This window comes from Stenotrophomonas sp. YJH_SMC_8 (genome assembly GCF_059371315.1).
This window is the reverse complement of the sequence record NZ_JCAFUL010000008.1, coordinates 26,761-45,565: the sequence shown is the minus strand read 5'-3', so window position 1 is coordinate 45,565 and position 18,805 is coordinate 26,761. Positions and strand designations below refer to the sequence as shown.

Below are 18,805 nucleotides of genomic sequence, written 5' to 3'. Positions count from 1 at the left end.
ACTCGGCCAAAGGGGGGACAAAGACCGCGCATTCTCCGAAACCGAGGTTATCCGAAGATGAACCCCGTGGCGTGAGGATCCATCCTCAGGCGCGATCGCCAAAATACTCGCGGCACCACTGCACCACAGGCGGCAGGCCTTGTTCGATCGGGGTCACCGCATCGAAGCCGAAGGCGTCGTGCGCGCGCCGGGTATCGGCCATCGTGCGCACCATGTCGCCGGGCTGCATGGGCTTGTAGACCTTCTGCGCGGGGCGGCCGGCGGCCTGCTCGATCACGCTGATGAAGCGCTCCAGCTCGACCGGCGTATGGTTGCCGAGGTTGAACACCCGGTGCGGCACCGGACCGTCGGCCGGGTGCGCGAGGGCGCCGAGGATACCCGACACAATGTCGGAAACATGTGTGAAGTCGCGCTGCATGCGGCCTTCGTTGAACACGTCGATCGGCCGCCCGGCCAGCACCGCGCGCGAGAACAGCAGCGGTGCCATGTCCGGCCGGCCCCACGGGCCATACACGGTGAAGAAGCGCAGGCCGGTGGCATGCAGGCCGTAAAGCTGCGCGTAGGTGTAGGCCATCAGCTCGTTGGCCGCCTTGGTCGCCGCGTACAGCGAGCGCGGCTGGTCCACGCGCTGGTCCTCGGAGAACGGCGGCGTGGCCGAATCGCCGTAGACCGAACTGCTGGAGGCATACACCAGGTGTTGCACGCCACGGTGGCGACACAGCTCGAGCATGTTGACGAAGCCGACCAGGTTGCTGTCGACGTAGGCCTGCGGGTTTTCCAGCGAATAGCGCACGCCGGCCTGAGCAGCCAGATGGATCACCGCCACCGGCTTCACTTCGTCGAACAGCGCGGCCAGGCCCTCGCGGTCGGTCAGGTCGAGGGTGCGCAGGTCCAGCGCCGGGCACAGTGCGGCCACGCGGTCGCGCTTGATCTGCGGGTCGTAGTAGTCGTTGAAGTTGTCCAGGCCGACCACCGGCTGGCCCGCCTCCAGCAGCGCGCGGGCGGTATAGGCACCGATGAAGCCGGCAGCGCCGGTGAGCAGGATGGTCATTGCAGTTGCCTGGAAATCAATGAGTACTGGTGCAGAGGATACGCTGCGGGCTCAGAACAACCCGAAACGCTTCTTGGCCACATTGGCGCGGCCGGGTTCGATCACGTCCTGGATCTTCTTCGCATCGAAGCGGTCGAGCAGCGCCTCGGCGCCCTTCTTCAGCTTCAGATCCATCTCTTCCGGATACAGCGGAACCAGGGTCATGAAGCTGATGGTCTTGCCGTCGTCCAGTTCCAGCGTGGCGAATTCTTCCGGGGCAGTCACCGGTGGCAGCACGATGGCACCGTCGAAGCCCACCCCCGGCGCGTAGGGCTCGCTGGGATGGCCGTTGGGAATGGTGTGGCCGAAGCCCAGCCAGGTGTCGTACTCATGCGGCAGCCGCGCCATGCCCTTCAGCAGGCGCACCGGCCAGTAGTTGCGTTCGTCCTCGAAGGCGTCCTGCGTGATCGGCCAGTCGGCCGGCAGGGTCACCATCAGCTCCATGTAGCGCGGCACGTCCGCGTCCACCTCGGCGGGCACGGTCATCGGCAGGTCGCTCATGCCGGAGGTGACCAGGCGCAGGTACGGGAACTGGTCATTGGCCGGCACCACGTGCACGTCGATGTGCACCAGGTCGGAGATGATCTCGTGGAAGACACCGGACACCGGACCCAGATGGCGCTCGATGTGCGCGCCGATCGCCTCGATGTGTTCTTCGCCCTGCGGCGGGGTGAAGTCCTTCTGGCGGCTGTGCACCATGATCGGGCTGCCGCCCGGGCTGACGTCGTCGAATGCGTTGCTCATGTCCTGCTCCCTGGATGAGGCCACGGGCCGGAAGGCAGTACATCCCACGGCGCGCGCGGCGGTACGTTCCCTGTCATTCGCGGGGCACGGCAGGAACGGGCCGCGCCCCCTGTCACTGCGCCGGGCTCAGCCCTGGCGCGTACGCAGCTTTTCCAGCACGCCGTCCAGGGTATCCAGGTCGGTGTAGTGGATGATCAGCTTGCCCTTGCCGCCGCGGCCGTGGCTGATCGCCACCTTGGCACCCAGCGCTTCGGACAGTTCGGTTTCCAGCGAGGCGATGTCGGCCTGCTGCACCTTCGGCGTGGCGACCGGGCGGTTGCTCGGCACCTTGCCGGCGGCGAAGGCCTGCGCACGGCGCTCGACCTCGCGCACCGACCAGCCTTCATCGGCCGCTTCCTGCGCCAGCTTGCCGGCCAGCTCGGGGGCCAGGGTCAGCAGCGCGCGGGCGTGGCCCATTTCCAGGCGGCGGGTTTCCAGCAGCAGGCGGATCGCCACCGGCAGCTCCAGCAGGCGCAACAGGTTGGACACCGCCGCGCGCGAGCGGCCGACGGCCTCGGCGGCCTCGGCATGGGTCAGGGTGAATTCGCTGATCAGGCGCTGCAGCGCCTCGGCTTCTTCCAGCGGGTTGAGGTCTTCGCGCTGGATGTTCTCGATCAGCGCCATCGCGATGACGGTGCGGTCTTCCAGCTCGCGCACCACCACCGGCACTTCGTCCAGGCCGGCCAGCTGCGAGGCGCGCCAACGGCGCTCACCGGCGACGATTTCGTAGTTGCCTGCCGGCAGCTGGCGCACCAGGATCGGCTGGATCACGCCCTGCGACTTGATCGAGTCGGCCAGCTCGGAGAGCTTGCCCTCGTCCATCTCGCGGCGCGGCTGGTACTTGCCCGGCTGCAGCTGGCCCACGGCCAGCTTGCGCAGCACTTCGCCCGGCAGCGGCTCGATCACCGCGGTGGTGGCCTGCACCTGGCTGACCGCCCCCTTCGGGCCCAGCAGCGCATCCAGACCACGGCCGAGGCCTCGCTTCTTGGCTGCCGGCTTGCTGCTGGTCATCAGACGGTCTCCACGGCCTTGGTGGCCTTGTTGCGTTCGTTGTTGCGGCGGATGATCTCGCCGGCCAGGCCCAGGTATGCCACCCCACCGCGCGAGGCACGGTCGTAGCCGACGATGCTCTGGCCATGGCTGGGCGCCTCGGCCAGGCGCACGTTGCGCGGCACGATGGTGCGGAACACGCGGTCGCCGAAGTGTTCGGTCAGCTCGGCCGAGACCGCGTTGGCCAGGTTGTTGCGCACATCGAACATGGTGCGCAGCACGCCTTCGATCTCCAGCGCCGGATTGAGGTCGGCACGCAGCGCTTCGATGGTTTCCACCAGCGCGCTCAGGCCTTCCAGTGCGTAGTACTCGCACTGCATCGGCACGATCACCGAGTCGGCGGCGGCCAGCGCGTTGAGCGTCAGCAGCGACAGCGCCGGCGGGCAGTCGATCAGGATGTAGTCGTACTCGTCGCGGATCGGTGCCAGCGCGCGCTTCAGCCGCTGCTCGCGCTCGCTCTGCGCCATCAGCTGGATCTCGGCGGCGGTCAGGTCGATGTTGCCGGGCAGCAGGTCGTAGCCTTCGGCGGTCTCCACGCGCACATCGGCGGCGCTGGACTCGCCCAGCAGCAGATCGTAGGTGGAGGCGGCCAGCTCACGCTTGTCCACGCCACTGCCCATGGTCGCGTTGCCCTGCGAATCCAGGTCGACCAGCAGCACGCGCTTGGGTGCGTTGGCCAGGGAAGCGGCCAGGTTGACGGCGGTCGTGGTCTTGCCGACGCCACCCTTCTGGTTGGCGATGGCGATGATGCGGGCCATGCGGGTGTGCCTCGTCGACGTGTGCTGGGACCGGTCATTATGCGTACAACCGGCCCCTTGCGGAAATCGTGAATCGCCAACCCGTTGTTCCACAAAGGGCTGGCGGCGGGAATCAGGGACCTGTAACAGTGACCAGGTGGCGTTCGCCGGCCAGGCCAGGCACGCTCAGCGGGGTCACTTCACGCACCTTCCAGCCAGCCGGCAGGTCCGCGATCTCCTCATGCGGGTAGACGCCCTTCATGGCCAGCAGCACGCCGCCGGGGCGCAGCAGGTGGCCACCGACGCGGACGATGCCGGCCAGGGTATCCATCGCGCGCGCGGTCAGCTGGTCGTAGCGGCCGGCCTCGTCCAGCGCCTCGGCGCGCGATTCGGCCACGCGGGCATTGTCCAGGCCGAGCTGGCGCACGGCCTCGCGCATGAAGCGCGCCTTCTTGCCGTTGCTCTCGACCAGGGTGACCTGCAGGCCCGGGCAGGCGATCGCCAGCGGGATGCCGGGCAGCCCGGGGCCGGTGCCGAGATCAGCCAGACTGCCATCGGCCACGAACGGCTGCATCGCCAGCGAGTCGAGCAGGTGGCGGGTGACCATCTCCTGCGGGTCGCGGATGGCGGTGAGGTTGTAGGTGCCGTTCCAGCGGTGCAGCAGGGCCAGGTAGCGCAGCAGCGGCGGCGCCAGCGCGGCGTCCAGGCCCATGCTGGCCAGGCCCTGTTCCAGCGTGGCGGCCACGCTGGCGGGAAGTGGGTGTTCGCTCATGCCGGCATTATCGCCGGTTTTGCGCGCTGATTCCCCGCTTCAGTGCGGATACCAGGCCAATGCCGCACGGAACTGGCCGGTGGCCTGCCATTCGTGCAGGTGCCAGCGCGCGGCCTCGCCCAGTTCCGGGTCGCACCAGCGCAGGTGCAGGGCGCCATCGGCCCCGGGTGCCAGCTGCAGGCGGTGCAGGCCGAACGAGATACCCTGGCCGTGCGCCTTCAGCATCGCTTCCTTGGCGCACCACACGCGGAAGAACCAGTGTTCGCGGTCGGCCTGGTCCAGACTTTCCAGCCAGGCCACCTCCTCGGGGTGGAAGAAGCGCTGCACGATCTCCAGCAGGCGGGCCCGCGGCCGCAGCAGTTCCAGGTCGACGCCCAGCCGCACACCCTCGCCCAGCGCCACCAGCAACACCTCGCCGCTGTGGCTCCAGCCAGTGCCGTAGTGGGCCAGCGCGCCGCTCAGCTCCGGCCGGCCCTTGTCGTCGCGGACCAGCGGCAGCGTGTCGGGGTCGGCGCCCAACGCCTGTGCCAGCACCTGCCGGGCCTGCGGTTCGCCGCGATGGCCGGGCACGTGCGGGCGCCGCCAGACCGTCACCGGGCCGAAACGCCACGGGCCCTCAAGGGTGGCTGGCAGGCTCATCCGCACGCGCCCATCACACGATTGCACGACGGGTTCACAGGCCTGCGCGTCAACTGGTCACAGTTCCCCACCGGAGGTTCGATCATGGGCATCATCATCTGGCTGATCGTCGGCGGCATCGTAGGCTGGCTGGCCAGCATCATCATGAAGCGCGATGCCCAGCAGGGCATCATCCTCAACATCGTGGTCGGCATCGTCGGCGCGCTGATTTCCGGCTGGCTGTTCGGCGGCGGCATCAACGAAGCGATCACCATCCGCACCTTCCTGTTCTCGCTGATCGGTGCGGTGATCCTGCTGGCGATCGTCAACCTGTTCACCCGCAAGAGCATACGGTGATCTGAGGGGTAGCGCCGGGCCGTGCCCGGCGTCTCTCTGCCGCCGCTGCGCTCGCCGGGCATGGCCCGGCGCTACCTCAACTCAGCCCAACTGCACCCACGCCGGCGCATGGTCGCTCGGGCGTTCCCAGGTACGCGGCTCGCGGTCGATACCCGAAGCCACCGCACCGCTCTTCAGCGCATCGGAGACCAGGGTCAGGTCGATGCGCAGGCCCAGGTTGCGACGGAATCCGGCGGCGCGGTAATCCCACCAGCTGAAGGTACCCGCCTCGTCGTTGTGCAGGCGGAAGCCATCGTGCAGCCCCAGCTGCAGCAGCTTGTTGAGCGCGCCGCGCTCGGCGGTGGAAGTAAGGATGTGGTTGTCGTTCCACACCTCCGGGTCGTGCACGTCGCGCGCGTCCGGGGCGATGTTGAAGTCGCCCATCACGATCAGCTTCGGATGCCGCTGCAGTTCTTCGGCGATCCAGGCATGCACCGCCTCGAGCCAGCGCAGCTTGTAGTCGTACTTGTCGGTGCCGATGTCCTGGCCATTGACCACGTACAGGTTGATTACCCGCAGGTCGCCGAAGGTACCGGCGATGACGCGCTTCTGCTCGTCCTCGAAGCCGGGAATGCCGATCTGCACGTCCTGCGCCGGCTCACGCGACAGCAGCGCCACGCCGTTGTAGGTCTTCTGGCCGGCGAACACGCTGCGGTAACCCGCGGCGATCAGCGCCGAATCGGGGAACTTGTGGTCCTCCAGCTTGGTTTCCTGGATACCGACGATGTCCGGGCCGAACTCCTTGAGCCACTGCTCCAGGTGCGGCAGGCGGACATTGAGCGAATTGACGTTCCACGAGGCGATCTTCATGCGGGCATTCTACCCGGCCCTGCTTTGGTAGGCGCCAACCTTGGTTGGCGCTGAAGCCCCACGCGTGCCAACCAAGGTTGGCACCTACCGGAACCTGGTCCCGTCAGTAGAGCCACGCCATGCGTGGCTTCACCGCAGCAGGAATCGCAACAACCCCGCAATCTTCGAATACGGCGGCCGCAGCCGGTCACTGGCCGCCCAGCGCGACTGCCACAGCACCGGCAACCGCTTGCTCATCGCGTCGAACCCAGCCCGGCCGTGGTACGCCCCCATGCCGCTCGCCCCGACCCCGCCAAACGGCAGGCCGTCGGCGGCAAAGTGCAGCAGCGTGTCATTCACCGTCACCCCGCCGGCCACCACCTGGCCGAGGATGCGCTCCACCGTCGCGCGGTCATGACTGAAGGGGTACAGCGCCAGCGGCCGGTCACGGGACAGCACGTCGGCCAGCGCCGCCTCGAGGTCCGGGTAGGCCCGCACCGGCAGGATAGGTCCGAAGATCTCCTCGCGCATCAGGTCCAGGTCGTCAGGCGGGTCCAGCACCACGGTCGGCACCAGCAGGCGCTCGCGGTCGGCGCGCGCCTCATCTACCTGCGCCAGCGGAATGACCGGCACGCCGCGCTCGCGCGCCTGCGCCAGATAGCCCTGCAGGCGCCGGTACTGGCCTTCGTTGATGATCCGCGTGTAGTCGTCGGCGCTGCTGAAATCGCCGTAGCGCTCGCGTACCTGCTGCTGCAGCGCCTGCACGAACTCGCGCTGGCGCGCGGTATCGATCAGCACGTAATCCGGCGCGATGCAGGTCTGGCCGGCGTTGAACCACTTGCCGGTGGCCAGCCGCGCGGCGGCCTTGTCCAGTGGGAAATCGCGGCAGACGATGGCCGGCGACTTGCCGCCCAGTTCCAGCGTGACCGGCACCAGATGCTCGGCGGCCGCCGCCATCACCTTGCGGCCCACGGCCGTCGAGCCGGTGAACAGCAGATGGTCAAGCGGCAGCGAGGACACCGCCGCGGCCACGTCCGCCCCACCCTGCACCACTGCCACGCGATCGGGCGGGAACACGCTGGCCAGCAGATCGGCCAGGAACGCGCTGGTGCGCGGGGTATGTTCGGACGGCTTCAGCAGCACGTGATTGCCCGCCGCAATTGCGGTGGCCAGCGGCACCAGTGCCAGGGTGACCGGGTAATTCCATGGCGAGATCACCCCGACCACACCCAGTGGCGTCGGTCGCAGCTGCGCGCGCGCCGGCCACAGTCGCCAGCCCGCACTCACCCGCTGCGGTTTCCACCAGCGCCGCAGGTGGCGGCGCAGGTGGTCGATGGCTGACAGCACGCTCATGCCATCGGCCAGCTTCGATTCGGTGTGGGCGCGGTGGCCGAAGTCCCCGGCGATGGCCGTGGCCATTTCGTCCAAGCGCGGCTTCAGCGCTTCGCGCAGACGCCGCAGGTCGGCCTCGCGCTGGTCCAGCGATGGGCGCTGCGACTGCCACGCGCTGCGCAGGGTGTGCAGGAGGGCGGGGAGTTCGGCTGGGGCAATGGTGGTCATGGGCCGACTATACGGCGTGCCGAGCAACGGAACGGTAGTGCCGGCCGCTGGCCGGCAACTTCCCGATGGGGTCAGATCCCTTTCGCATGCGAAAGGGATCTGACCCCGGGCGCGAACGAGTTCTCGAGGCTGCAGTTTGACCTGAGCGGTGGATGCTCGGAGTAGCAGGGTCTGCGATTGGGGTCAGAGCCCATCCACGCGCGAATGGGATCTGACCCCAGCCACCGGCCCACAAACAGAAAGGCCGTGGTCTGCACCACGGCCTCTCCTTCATCCGATGAACATCGTTCCTACTTGGTGATATCCACGTCCTTGGTCTCGCGCAGGAACAGGCCGCCGATCACCACCGACATCAACGCGATGATGATGGGGTACCACAGGCCGTAGTACAGGTTGCCGGTACCGGCCACCAGCGCGAACGAGATCGCCGGCAGGAAGCCACCGAACCAGCCGTTGCCGATGTGGTACGGCAGCGACATCGAGGTGTAGCGGATGCGGGTCGGGAACAGTTCGACCAGGTAAGCGGCGATCGGGCCGTAGACCATGGTCACGTACAGCACCAGCAGCCACAGCATGAACACCGTGCCGGCGATGTTGATGCGGGCGCCATCGGCCTTGGCCGGGTAGCCGGCAGTGGTCAGCGCGGTCTTCAGTTCCGCACCGAACGCGTCGGCCTTGGCCTTGCCGTCTTCCTTGGTCAGGCCAGCGGCCTCATACGAGGTGACGCTGGCGCTGCCCACGTTCACCATCGCCAGCGAACCGGCGGCGGCAGGCTGCACGTCGTACGGCACACCGGCCTTGGTCAGCGCGGCGGTGGCCACGTCGCAGGAGCTGGTGAACTTGCGCAGGCCGACCGGATCGAACTGGAACGAGCAGGTAGCCGGATCGGCCACGACCAGGGCCGGCGAGCTGCTGCGGGCTTCTTCGATGGCCGGGTTGGCGAAGTGGGTCAGGCCCTTGAAGATCGGAATGTAGGTGACGGCGGCCAGCAGGCAGCCGGCCAGGATGATCTTCTTGCGGCCGATACGGTCGGACAGCCAGCCGAAGAAGATGAAGAACGGCACGCCCAGCGCCAGCGCCGCGGCAATCAGCAGGTAGGAGGTGGTGGCATCGACCTTCAGCATGCTGCTCAGGAAGAACAGCGCGTAGAACTGGCCGCCGTACCAGACCACGGCCTGGCCGGCTGCGGCGCCGAGCAGGACCAGCAGCATCAGCTTCAGGTTGCCGCCCTTCAGGCTGTCACGGAACGGGGTCTTGGAGCCCTTGCCTTCCGACTTCATCTGCTGGAACAGCGGCGATTCGCTCAGCTGCAGGCGGATCCACACTGAGATGCCCAGCAGCAGGATCGAGACCAGGAACGGAATGCGCCAGCCCCAGGCTTCGAAGGCTTCGTTGCCCAGGAAGTAGCGGCAGGCCAGGATGATCAGCAGCGACATGAACAGGCCCAGCGTGGCGGTGCACTGGATGAAGCTGGTGTACAGGCCACGCTTGTCGTCCGGCGCATGCTCGGCCACGTAGGTGGCAGCGCCACCGTACTCGCCGCCCATCGCCAGGCCCTGGGCCAGGCGCAGCACGATCAGGATCACCGGTGCGGCAAAACCGATCGTGGCGTAGTTGGGCAGCACGCCGACCAGGAAGGTCGAGATGCCCATGATCAGGATGGTGACCAGGAACGTGTACTTGCGGCCGATGCGGTCACCGAGGCTGCCGAAGAACGCCGCGCCGAACGGACGCACGAAGAAGCCGGCGGCGAACGCCAGCAGGGCGAAGATCATGCCCGTGGTTTCATTGACGCCACTGAAGAACTGCTTGGCGATGATGGCCGCGAGCGAGCCGTACAGGAAGAAGTCATACCACTCGAATACCGTGCCGAGGCTCGATGCGAAGATGACCTTCTTGTGGCCCTGGGTCAGGGTGCCCGCTTTGTGTGCGGTGCTGGGTGTGCTGGACATGGGACGCTTTCCCTCTGTGGATGCCGACCTGGGTCGGTGGGTGCCGACCGTTGGTCGGCACGCAATCTCTGTAGGTGCCGACCTTGGTCGGCACTCCTTTAGAAGCTGTACTTCGTGGTGAACTGCAACCGGGTGATATCACCCTTGTTGCCGTTCTCCACTTCGCGACGGCCGTACATCAGCTCCGCGCCGATATCGACCTTGGGCAGCGGCGAATAGAAGATGTTGCCGCGGATGCTCTGCACGCTCTTGGTCACCAGTGGGCCGAGGATGCTGTCGTTGTCGTAGTCGCTGCGCGCGTAGATCAGGTTGGTGCGCAGCTTCGGCGAGAACGCATGCCGCCAGCCCACGTAACCGGCAAGCACACCGGTCGGATTGAGCTCGTCGCGGGCCACGTCGTAGGCGCTGTCGGCGGTGATGCCCAGGCCGATGTAGCGGGCGATGCCTTCGCCACCGGTCAGCTGGTAGTGCAGCGAATCGCTGTCACCCATCACCCACTTGCCACCCAGGGTCAGGCCGCCGGCCACCTTGTCGGCCTTGGCGCCGGTGGCCTGGTTGTCGACCTTCAGCTGGCGGACGATGCCGCCGACACCGAAGGTGCCCCAGTCACCCTTCCAGCCATAGCGCATGGTCAGATCGGGCAGGCTGCCGCGGTCGGAGTTGGCGCTGGCGTTGGTCCATGCCCCGGTGACCGGGTTGCGGGTACCGGTGAGGGTGGTGGTCTCCGGGTTTTCCAGCGCGACGCTGAAGCCGCCCTGGGTGTAACGCACCTGCGCCTGGCGCACGAAGATCACGCCGTCGGTGGGGCCAACGAAGTCGACCGCTTCGGGCAGTGCGGCCGCATCCATGAAATTGGACCAAGTCTGGCCGGCCATCCAGTTGTTCCAGTACATGTAGGCGTGGCGCAGGGTCACACCGTAGGTATTGGTGGCGGTCTGGTTGCCCAGCGAATTGCCGAAGAAGTCCATCTCGAAGAACGCACCGGCCTTGTTGCCCGATTCGCTCACGTTGTCGATGCCCAGGTTGAAGCGCGAGAACTTGGCGTGGGCATTGAAGTCGGTACCCGAACGCTTGCCGCTGCCGCCGGCGCCTTCCACCGGGGTCTGGCCCGGCAGGTACAGCGAGCGGCCGGTGGCGTCGTCGGCCAGCTGGCCGTCACTGGTCTGGGTGGCCAGGAAATCGGCCTTGATGAAGCCACCGATCTTGACCGTGGTGCCCGGCGCCGCGCCCGGGGTGATGGTGGTGACCTGGATCGGCTGCTTGCCGGCCGGTACCTGTGCGACCGGCTTCTGCTCGGCCTGCACCGTGCGGACTTCGGTTACGGCCTGCTGTGTCTGGCTGATCTGGGCCTGTTGTTGTTGCTGCGAAGACAGCAGCAGCTGGACCTGGCGTTCCAGTTCGGCAACGCGTGCTTCCAGTGCCTTCTCTTTGGCGGTCTCTGCGAACGCCATGCCCGGTGCGACCAGGGCGACCAACAGGCAGGCCGCCAAAGGTGTGCGCACGGCTTTCAACGTACGGTGGCTCATGTTGCCCTCTCTCCCAAGTGGCAAGGTGATGCCGCGCGTGGGGCACGGTCGAGCCGAGACTGCGGGGCGATTATGTATAGCGGCTATTCGCCATTGGTCGAACCCGGCCCTGCTGGGCGCTCACTTTCGACCATGGTCTAACCAGAGTGGTGACGCGACCGGGGGTGGATGGGGCAAACTGAGGGGGATCGGTCGCCGCAATGCTGCGACCGCACACACAAAGTCAACGTGCAAGTGAGGGTGCCATGGCTGATATCTACCCCGTCGATCCGCAGTTCGCCGCCAAGGCACGCATCGACAAGACGTCCTACGAACAGCAGTACCAGGCTTCGCTGACCGACCCGGATGGTTTCTGGGGCAAGGCCGCCGAACGACTGGAATGGATGCGCAAGCCGACCAAGATCAGGAACGTCAGCTACGACCTGTCCGACTTCCACATCAAGTGGTTCGAGGATGGCGAGCTCAACGCCAGCGTGAACTGCCTGGATCGCCAGCTCGAGAAGCGCGGCGACAAGACAGCGCTGCTGTTCGAACCGGACGGCCCGGATGCGCCGGCCCAGCACGTGACCTATCGCGAGCTGTACGAGCGCACCTGCCGCCTCGGCAACGCGCTGCGCAACCTCGGGGTCAAGAAGGGCGACCGGGTCACCATCTACCTGCCGATGATCGTCGACGCCGCCGTGGCCATGCTGGCCTGCGCGCGCATCGGTGCGATCCACTCGGTGGTGTTCGGTGGCTTCGCGCCGAACTCGATCGCCGACCGCGTCAGCGACTGCCAGAGCAAGCTGATCATCACCGCTGACGAAGGCCTGCGTGGTGGCCGGAAGATTCCGCTGAAGGCCAACGTCGATGCCGCGCTGAAGCTGCCCGGCACCAATACCGTGGAAACCGTGCTGGTGGTGCGCCACACCGGCGGCGCGGTAGACATGCAGGCGCCGCGCGACCGCTGGTTCCACGACGTGGTGGACAGCCAGCCGGCCAGCTGCGAGCCGGAACGCATGAACGCGGAAGACCCGCTGTTCATCCTCTACACCTCCGGTTCCACCGGCAAGCCGAAGGGCGTTCTGCACACCACCGGCGGCTACCTGCTGTACGCGGCCTACACCCATGAAGCGGTGTTCGACCTGCGCGAGGACGACATCTACTGGTGCACCGCCGACGTCGGCTGGGTCACCGGCCACAGCTACATCGTGTACGGGCCGCTGGCCAACGGCGCGACCTCGCTGATGTTCGAAGGCGTGCCGAACTATCCGGATACCTCGCGCTTCTGGAACGTCATCGACAAGCACAAGGTCAGCATCTTCTACACCGCCCCGACCGCCATCCGTGCGCTGATGCGCGAGGGCGAGGAGCCGGTGAAGAAGACCTCGCGCGCCTCGCTGCGCCTGCTCGGCAGCGTGGGCGAGCCGATCAATCCGGAAGCCTGGCGCTGGTACTACGAGGTGGTCGGCGACAGCCGTTGCCCGATCGTCGATACCTGGTGGCAGACCGAGACCGGCGGCATCCTGATCTCGCCGCTGGCCGGTGCGATGGATCTGAAGCCGGGTTCGGCCACCCTGCCCTTCTTCGGCGTGCAGCCGGCGCTGGTCAATGCTGATGGCGAGATCCAGGACGGCCCGACCGAGGGCAACCTGATCATCCGTGACTCCTGGCCGGGCCAGATGCGCACGGTGTACGGCGACCACCAGCGCTTCATCGATACCTATTTCCGCACCTACCCGGGCAGCTACTTCACCGGTGACGGTTGCCGCCGCGACGAGGACGGCTATTACTGGATCACCGGCCGCGTTGACGACGTGATCAATGTGTCCGGCCATCGCATCGGCACCGCCGAAGTGGAAAGCGCGCTGGTCTCGCACCCGAAGGTGGCCGAGGCGGCCGTGGTCGGTTTCCCGCACGACGTGAAGGGCCAGGGCATCTATGCCTACGTGACCCTGGTGGCCGAAGAAGCGCCGAGCGACGAACTGCAGAAGGAACTGGTCGCCTGGGTACGCAAGGAAATCGGCCCGATCGCCACGCCGGACCACCTGCAGTGGGCGCCGGGCCTGCCGAAGACCCGCTCGGGCAAGATCATGCGCCGCATCCTGCGCAAGATCGCCGAGAACGCGCCGGACCAGCTCGGCGACACCTCGACCCTGGCCGACCCGTCGGTGGTGGCGTCGCTGGTGGACGAGCGCAAGGTACGCTGATGCACGACCCGGGGTCAGATCCCTTTCCGCAAGGAAAGGGCTCTGACCCCAGGGGCTTGGCCCCCGAACAGTTTCCCCCACGGTTCCCCCCGACCATGACCACCCTCCTGATTGCCGATGACCACCCGCTGTTCCGCGAAGCCCTGCGCGGCGCCGTGCAGCGGGTCATCCCCGGCGTGCAGCTGTTCGAGGCCGACAGCGTGGAAGCACTGTACGCGCTGGCCGATCAGCACAACGACGCCGACCTGGTCCTCATGGACCTCAACATGCCGGGTGCGCAGGGCTTCAACGCACTCGTGCACATGCGCTCACTGCATCCGCAGCTGCCGGTGGTGGTGGTGTCCGCGCGCGAAGAAGCCACGGTGATGCGCCGCGCGCTCGACCACGGCGCGCTCGGCTTCATTCCGAAATCGGCCGACTCGGACACCATCGGCCATGCACTCGGCACCATCCTCGATGGCGAGACCTGGGCACCGCCGGAAGCGCACAACGTGCCACCGACCGAGCGCGAGGAGCGCGAAGTGGGGCAGCGCCTGCGGGAGCTGACCCCGCAGCAGTTCCGCGTGTTGCAGATGCTGGGCGCCGGCCGCTTGAACAAGCAGATCGCCTACGACCTCAATGTCTCCGAAGCAACGATCAAGGCCCACGTCACCGCCATCCTGCGCAAGCTCGGCGTGACCAACCGCACCCAGGCCGTGCTGATGGCCGGCAAGCTGGCCATCGACGACGACGCCATCGTGCTGCCGCCGGAAGAAGACTGAGGGTAGTGCCGGCCGCTGGCCGGCAATCGCCTGAAAGACATGAAATCGCTTCGGTAGGTGCCAAGCTTGCTTGGCACGCTTTCGCCCTTGCGCGTGCCGGCCAGCGGCCGGCACTACCAGGCACCGCTGCGCTCGCGATATAGCCATCGCTATACAAACCAGCCCTGCCTGCGCGTTTCGCTGGAAATGCGCCACGCGCGAATCGCGGTGCTAAGCTTCGCGTCCCCTTGGGGAGTAGCCGGATTCCTTCGCAGGAATCGTCCACGTCAACATACTCGGCCAGTGCGCCGTGGCGTGGACAACCATGATGGTTGGCGAGACCAGCGGCCCGCGCGCGCAACGTCAGGTTGGGCGCGAGCGCAGGCCGTGCGTCCGTCCTAGCCCGACCTCAGCAGCCGCCCATGTCCCCCATTTCGATCCTCCTGATCGGCTTTGCCATGTCCACCGATGCCTTCGCCGCGGCGATCGGCAAGGGTGCGGCCATGCGCAAGCCGGTGTTCCGCGATGCATTGCGCGCCGGCATCATCTTCGGCGTCATCGAGGCGATCACGCCGATCATCGGCTGGCTGCTCGGCCGCGCCGCCCTGCAGTATGTCGAAGCCTTCGACCACTGGATCGCCTTCGGCCTGCTCGGCGCGCTGGGCATCCACATGATCTACAACGGACTGCGACCGGACAGTGCCGAGGAAGAAGAAGATCCTTCGCAGCACCACGGCTTCTGGAAGCTGGCGTTGACCGGTTTCGCCACCAGCATCGATGCGATGGCGGTGGGTATCGGCCTGGCCTTCATGGACGTGCATATCGGTGTGATGGCCGCGGTCATCGGCCTGTGCACGCTGACCATGGTCACCGTCGGCATCATGCTCGGCCGCGTGCTGGGCAGCATGGTCGGCAAGCGCGCGGAGATCATAGGTGGTGTGATCCTGGTGATCATCGGCGCGACCATCCTGTACGAACACCTGCACGGCGTGGGGTAATGCATCGGAAGCGAGCGATTGCGTGGTTGCCGGCCAGCGGCCGGCACTACCAGACGTCACATCCACGCATGGCGTGGATCTACTGCCGGGCGCCCGGCGCTACTGCGCATCGCGCAGCGCGCCCAGGAAGGCGCGCAGCGAGGCCGGCTTGATCGGCTTGGTCAGCACGCGGTAGCCACGCTCGCGTGCCATCCGCTTCAGTTCGTCGCGGCCATCGGCGGTCAGCAGCGCACCCGGCAGCGGGTAACCGGCGGCTTCGCGCAACGCCACCAGCGCGTCCAGGCCATCCATGCGGTCGTGCAGGTGGTAGTCCACCAGCATCACCTGCGGGCGCTCGGCGATCTTCTCCAGCGCCTGGTCGACGGTGGCAGCGGTGATCACCTGCACCTGCCAGCGGCCGAGCAGGGCGCGCATGCCGTCCAGGATCTCTTCGTCGTTGTCCACGCACAGCACGCGCAGGCCGGCCAGCGAATCGCTGCGCAGCGGCGTGGCCACGGCCTGCACCGGCGTGGCCAGTTCGGTGTAGCCCGGCAGCGGCGCCACCCGCGGCAGGATGATCGAGAACATCGAGCCGCTGCCGACGCGGCTGCGGGCATTGAGGCGATGGTCGAGCAGGCGCGAGATGCGCTGGCAGATCGACAGCCCCAGCCCCAGACCCTGCTCGCCCCAGTCGAACGGCTGCTGGTAGCGGTGGAACTCATCGAAAATCTGCCGCATGTGGTGCTCGGGAATGCCGGGGCCGGTATCCCATACCTGCAGCTCCACTTCGTCGCCACGATGGCGCACCGCCAGCACGATGCGGCCCTGCCGGGTATAGCGCAGCGCGTTGGCGAGGAAGTTCTGCAGCACGCGGCGCAGCAGGCGGCGATCGCTGCGTACCCACGCCGGGCGCGCGAACAGGTCCAGGCGCAGGCCACGACCTGCGGCCACCGGCGTGTACTGCGCCGCCAGCTCGCGCATCAACGCGCTCACGTCGAACTCCCCGATCACCGGGTGCAGGCCACCGGCATCCAGGCGCGACACGTCCAGCAGGCCATCAAGCAGTTCTTCGGCAGCACGCAGCGACGCATCCACGCGCTCCGCCAGATGCTTCTGCTCGTCGCTCACATGGTCACTGTCACGCAATGCCGAGGCGAACAACCGCGCAGCGTTCAACGGCTGCAGCACGTCATGGCTGATCGCCGCCAGGAACCGCGTCTTCGACTGCTGCGCGACCTCGGCCTCGTGCGAGCGCTCGGCCACGCGCTGCTCCAGCGTTTCATTGGCTTCCAGCAACGCCTTTTCCGCGTGCTTGTAGTCGGTGATGTCGTTGTAGCTGGTCACGTAGCCGCCACCGGGCAGCGCCTGGCCACGCATCTCGATCACCTTGCCATCGCTGCGGGTGCGTTCGAACACATGCGGTGAACCGGCGCGCATGTAGCCGATGCGACGGTTGATCTGCACCTCGATATCGCCTTCGCCCAACTCGCCGCGCTCGGCGTTGTAGCGGATCAGATCGGCCACCGGGCGGCCCACGTAGAGCATGCCGTCGGGGTAACCGAACATGTCCTGGTAACGGCGGTTCCATGCGGTCAGGCGCATGTCCGGATCAACCACGCTGACGCCGGCGCTGATGTTCTCCAGCGTGGTCGACAGGATCTCGCGGTTGAAGCGCAGCTCCTGCCCGGCTTCGTCCAGCACCGCCACTACTTCGCCCAGGTCCATGCCCGAGCCACGCAGCAGGCTGGTCAACAGCAGGCGTGCAGACGCCGCACCAATCGACGCGGCCAGCAGACGCTCGGTGAACTGCACCCACGGCCGGTCAGCGGGCGCGGAGGACTGCAGCTCGCGACCCAACGATTGTGCCTGCTCGAAGAACGAACGCCGCGCATGGCGCTCGCCGACCACGCGCGAAGCCAGCGCCAGCAGGTCGCCCACATGCACGTGGCCGGGCCAGCCACCGGCCACCGACGGGCGCTCGGCATAGGGGTCGAGGAACGGTGCCGCACGCAGCCGCTCGTCCACACCGGGGCGCCAGCGCGCAGACACCAGCATCATCGTCGCCGCGTTGACCAGCAGCGACCAGAAGGTGCCGTGGGTCAGCGGATCCCAGCCGGTCATGCCGAACAACTGCTGCGGGCGCAGCCACTCGATGCCGAAAGGTCCGTGCTGCACCCAGGCGGCATCGACCCAGCCGGCCATGGTCATCGCCGGCAGCAGCAGCGTGTACAGCCACGTCGCGAAGCCGAGCAGCATGCCCATCTCGACGCCACGCCGGCTGGCGCCACGCCAGTACAGGCCGCCGATCAGGCCCGGCGCGAACTGCGCCACCGCCGCGAACGCCATCAGGCCGTAGGAGGCCAGCGTGCTGTCGTTGCTGCTGGTGCGGTAGTAGCTGTAGGCCATCAGCGCCAGCAGCAGGATCGCCAGGCGGCGGATCCACAGCACGCGCGAGGCAACATCGGCCGCTTCCTGGTGGTCGCCACTGCGGCGCAGCAGCACCGGCATCACCAGGTCGTTGCTGACCATGGTGGCCAGCGCGATGGACGAGACGATGACCATCCCGGTGGCGGCCGAGAAGCCGCCCACGTAGGCGATCAGCGCCAGCGCATTGCGGCCTTCGGCCAGCGGCAGCGCCAGCACCATCGAATCGTCAGCGACGCTGCCGCCGGTGCCGAACAGGGTGACGCCAGCTGTGGCGATCGGCAGGACCATGCCCGAGATCACCACCAGATAGCCGCCGAACATCCAGCGCGCGCGGCGCACGTCGCGCACATCACCACACTCGACCACCGCCACGTGGAACTGGCGAGGCAGGCAGATGATGGCGAGGAAACTGAGCAGTGTCTGCGAGATGAAGCCCACCGGCGGCAGCCCGGTGAACAGCGTATGCACCGACTCGACCACCGCGTCGGTGCGGTTGCTCAGCCACAGGTAGGCGAACACGCCCACCGCCACCATCGCCAGCAGCTTGATCACCGATTCAAAGGCGATCGCCAGCATCATGCCGTGGTGGTGCTCGGTGGCATCGACCTGGCGGGTGCCGAACAGCGTGGCGAACAACGCCATCAGCAGCGCCACGTACAGCGCCGGGTCGGTGAAGAAGCCGGTGGGGCCGGTGTTGCCGGTCAGCACCTGCAGGCTCATCGCCACCGCTTTGTACTGCAGGGCGAGGTACGGAATGATGCCGATCAGCGCGATGATCGCCACCAGCGCCGCCAGCCGCCGCGAGCGGCCGAAGCGCGAGGAGATGAAATCGGCGATGGACACCACGTTCTGGCTGCGCGCGATCAGCGCCAGGCGCTCGATGATGCGCCAGCCGAACAACAGCAGCAGCAACGGGCCGATGTAGATCGGCAGGTAGCCGATGCCATTGCGCACAGCGGTACCCACGGCGCCGTAGAAGGTCCACGACGAGCAGTAAACGGCCAGCGCCAGGCTGTAGACGACCGGCCGCAACCACGGCCGGTCGGGATACATCGGCCGACGGTCACCCCACCACGCTACGCCGAACAGCAGCGCGGCATAGGCAACCGAGACCAGCAGCAGGATCCAACTGGAGACCACGCGTGTGTTTCCGTCGGAGGAACCCGCAGTGTAGGCCAGGCGTGGCCGGGTGTACGGGC

Annotated in this window: 15 protein-coding genes and 1 riboswitch; of the genes, 4 read left to right on the top strand and 11 right to left on the bottom strand. The window is 67.1% G+C overall.

What is annotated here, in order from left to right:
• Positions 1–85: 85 nt before the first annotated feature.
• The 6 genes from AC5P88_RS11580 to AC5P88_RS11555 all read right to left on the bottom strand — a co-directional run bounded on the left by AC5P88_RS11580 (position 86) and on the right by AC5P88_RS11555 (position 5,071).
• Positions 86–1,051 carry an NAD-dependent epimerase/dehydratase family protein gene (locus tag AC5P88_RS11580; RefSeq protein ID WP_111204314.1) on the bottom strand — a complete coding sequence of 322 codons (966 nt, stop codon included), beginning with the start codon at positions 1,049–1,051 and terminating at the stop codon, positions 86–88.
• Positions 1,052–1,102: 51 nt separating this feature from the next.
• On the bottom strand, positions 1,103–1,834 hold the full coding sequence (locus AC5P88_RS11575; RefSeq protein ID WP_111204315.1) for a suppressor of fused domain protein: 732 nt from the start codon (positions 1,832–1,834) through the stop codon (positions 1,103–1,105).
• A gap of 126 nt (positions 1,835–1,960) precedes the next feature.
• Entirely contained in the window at positions 1,961–2,884 is a 924-nt protein-coding gene (locus AC5P88_RS11570; RefSeq protein ID WP_019338308.1) for a ParB/RepB/Spo0J family partition protein, read from the bottom strand.
• Positions 2,884–3,681, bottom strand: a complete 798-nt coding sequence (locus AC5P88_RS11565) for a ParA family protein (RefSeq protein ID WP_111204316.1) — start codon at positions 3,679–3,681, stop codon at positions 2,884–2,886. The genes AC5P88_RS11570 and AC5P88_RS11565 overlap by 1 nt, the downstream gene beginning before the upstream one ends.
• A 112-nt stretch (positions 3,682–3,793) precedes the next feature.
• Positions 3,794–4,432, bottom strand: a complete 639-nt coding sequence (rsmG, locus tag AC5P88_RS11560; protein WP_010482382.1) for a 16S rRNA (guanine(527)-N(7))-methyltransferase RsmG — start codon at positions 4,430–4,432, stop codon at positions 3,794–3,796.
• Between the two features lie 39 nt (positions 4,433–4,471).
• Entirely contained in the window at positions 4,472–5,071 is a 600-nt protein-coding gene (locus AC5P88_RS11555; RefSeq protein ID WP_111204317.1) for a 4'-phosphopantetheinyl transferase family protein, read from the bottom strand.
• Positions 5,072–5,155: 84 nt separating this feature from the next.
• Here AC5P88_RS11555 and AC5P88_RS11550 point away from each other — a divergent pair, with 84 nt between their 5' ends.
• The gene (locus AC5P88_RS11550) at positions 5,156–5,407 is read left to right on the top strand and encodes a GlsB/YeaQ/YmgE family stress response membrane protein (protein WP_005411656.1); all 252 of its coding nucleotides are present in this window, start codon (positions 5,156–5,158) and stop codon (positions 5,405–5,407) included.
• An 81-nt stretch (positions 5,408–5,488) separates the two neighbouring features.
• Here the strand turns inward: AC5P88_RS11550 and xth are convergent, their stop codons facing one another.
• The 4 genes from xth to AC5P88_RS11530 all read right to left on the bottom strand — a co-directional run bounded on the left by xth (position 5,489) and on the right by AC5P88_RS11530 (position 11,273).
• Positions 5,489–6,256, bottom strand: coding sequence for an exodeoxyribonuclease III (gene xth / locus AC5P88_RS11545; protein ID WP_459047207.1), 768 nt, complete (start codon positions 6,254–6,256; stop codon positions 5,489–5,491).
• 129 nt (positions 6,257–6,385) lie between these two features.
• Positions 6,386–7,795, bottom strand: coding sequence for a coniferyl aldehyde dehydrogenase (locus AC5P88_RS11540; protein ID WP_495225084.1), 1,410 nt, complete (start codon positions 7,793–7,795; stop codon positions 6,386–6,388).
• Between the two features lie 290 nt (positions 7,796–8,085).
• Positions 8,086–9,747 carry an MFS transporter gene (locus tag AC5P88_RS11535; protein WP_286074559.1) on the bottom strand — a complete coding sequence of 554 codons (1,662 nt, stop codon included), beginning with the start codon at positions 9,745–9,747 and terminating at the stop codon, positions 8,086–8,088.
• Between the two features lie 98 nt (positions 9,748–9,845).
• Positions 9,846–11,273, bottom strand: a complete 1,428-nt coding sequence (locus tag AC5P88_RS11530) for a DcaP family trimeric outer membrane transporter (protein WP_495225082.1) — start codon at positions 11,271–11,273, stop codon at positions 9,846–9,848.
• A gap of 245 nt (positions 11,274–11,518) precedes the next feature.
• On the opposite strand from AC5P88_RS11530, the gene acs reads away from it, so the two are divergent.
• From acs to AC5P88_RS11515, 3 genes are all read left to right on the top strand, one after another.
• Positions 11,519–13,462 (top strand): acetate--CoA ligase, encoded by a 1,944-nt coding sequence (gene acs / locus AC5P88_RS11525; protein WP_286074560.1) that lies wholly within the window; start codon positions 11,519–11,521, stop codon positions 13,460–13,462.
• A 95-nt stretch (positions 13,463–13,557) separates the two neighbouring features.
• Complete coding sequence (locus tag AC5P88_RS11520; protein WP_154264839.1) at positions 13,558–14,223, top strand: response regulator transcription factor; 666 nt, start codon at positions 13,558–13,560, stop codon at positions 14,221–14,223.
• A gap of 223 nt (positions 14,224–14,446) precedes the next feature.
• Positions 14,447–14,536: riboswitch (yybP-ykoY riboswitch) on the top strand.
• Between the two features lie 88 nt (positions 14,537–14,624).
• Positions 14,625–15,200, top strand: a complete 576-nt coding sequence (locus AC5P88_RS11515; RefSeq protein ID WP_197607789.1) for a manganese efflux pump MntP — start codon at positions 14,625–14,627, stop codon at positions 15,198–15,200.
• Between the two features lie 99 nt (positions 15,201–15,299).
• On the opposite strand, the gene AC5P88_RS11510 is transcribed toward AC5P88_RS11515, so the two are convergent.
• Positions 15,300–18,746: a hybrid sensor histidine kinase/response regulator gene (locus tag AC5P88_RS11510; protein ID WP_111113114.1), complete on the bottom strand. Its 3,447-nt coding sequence runs from the start codon at positions 18,744–18,746 to the stop codon at positions 15,300–15,302.
• Between the last annotated feature and the right edge of the window lie 59 nt (positions 18,747–18,805).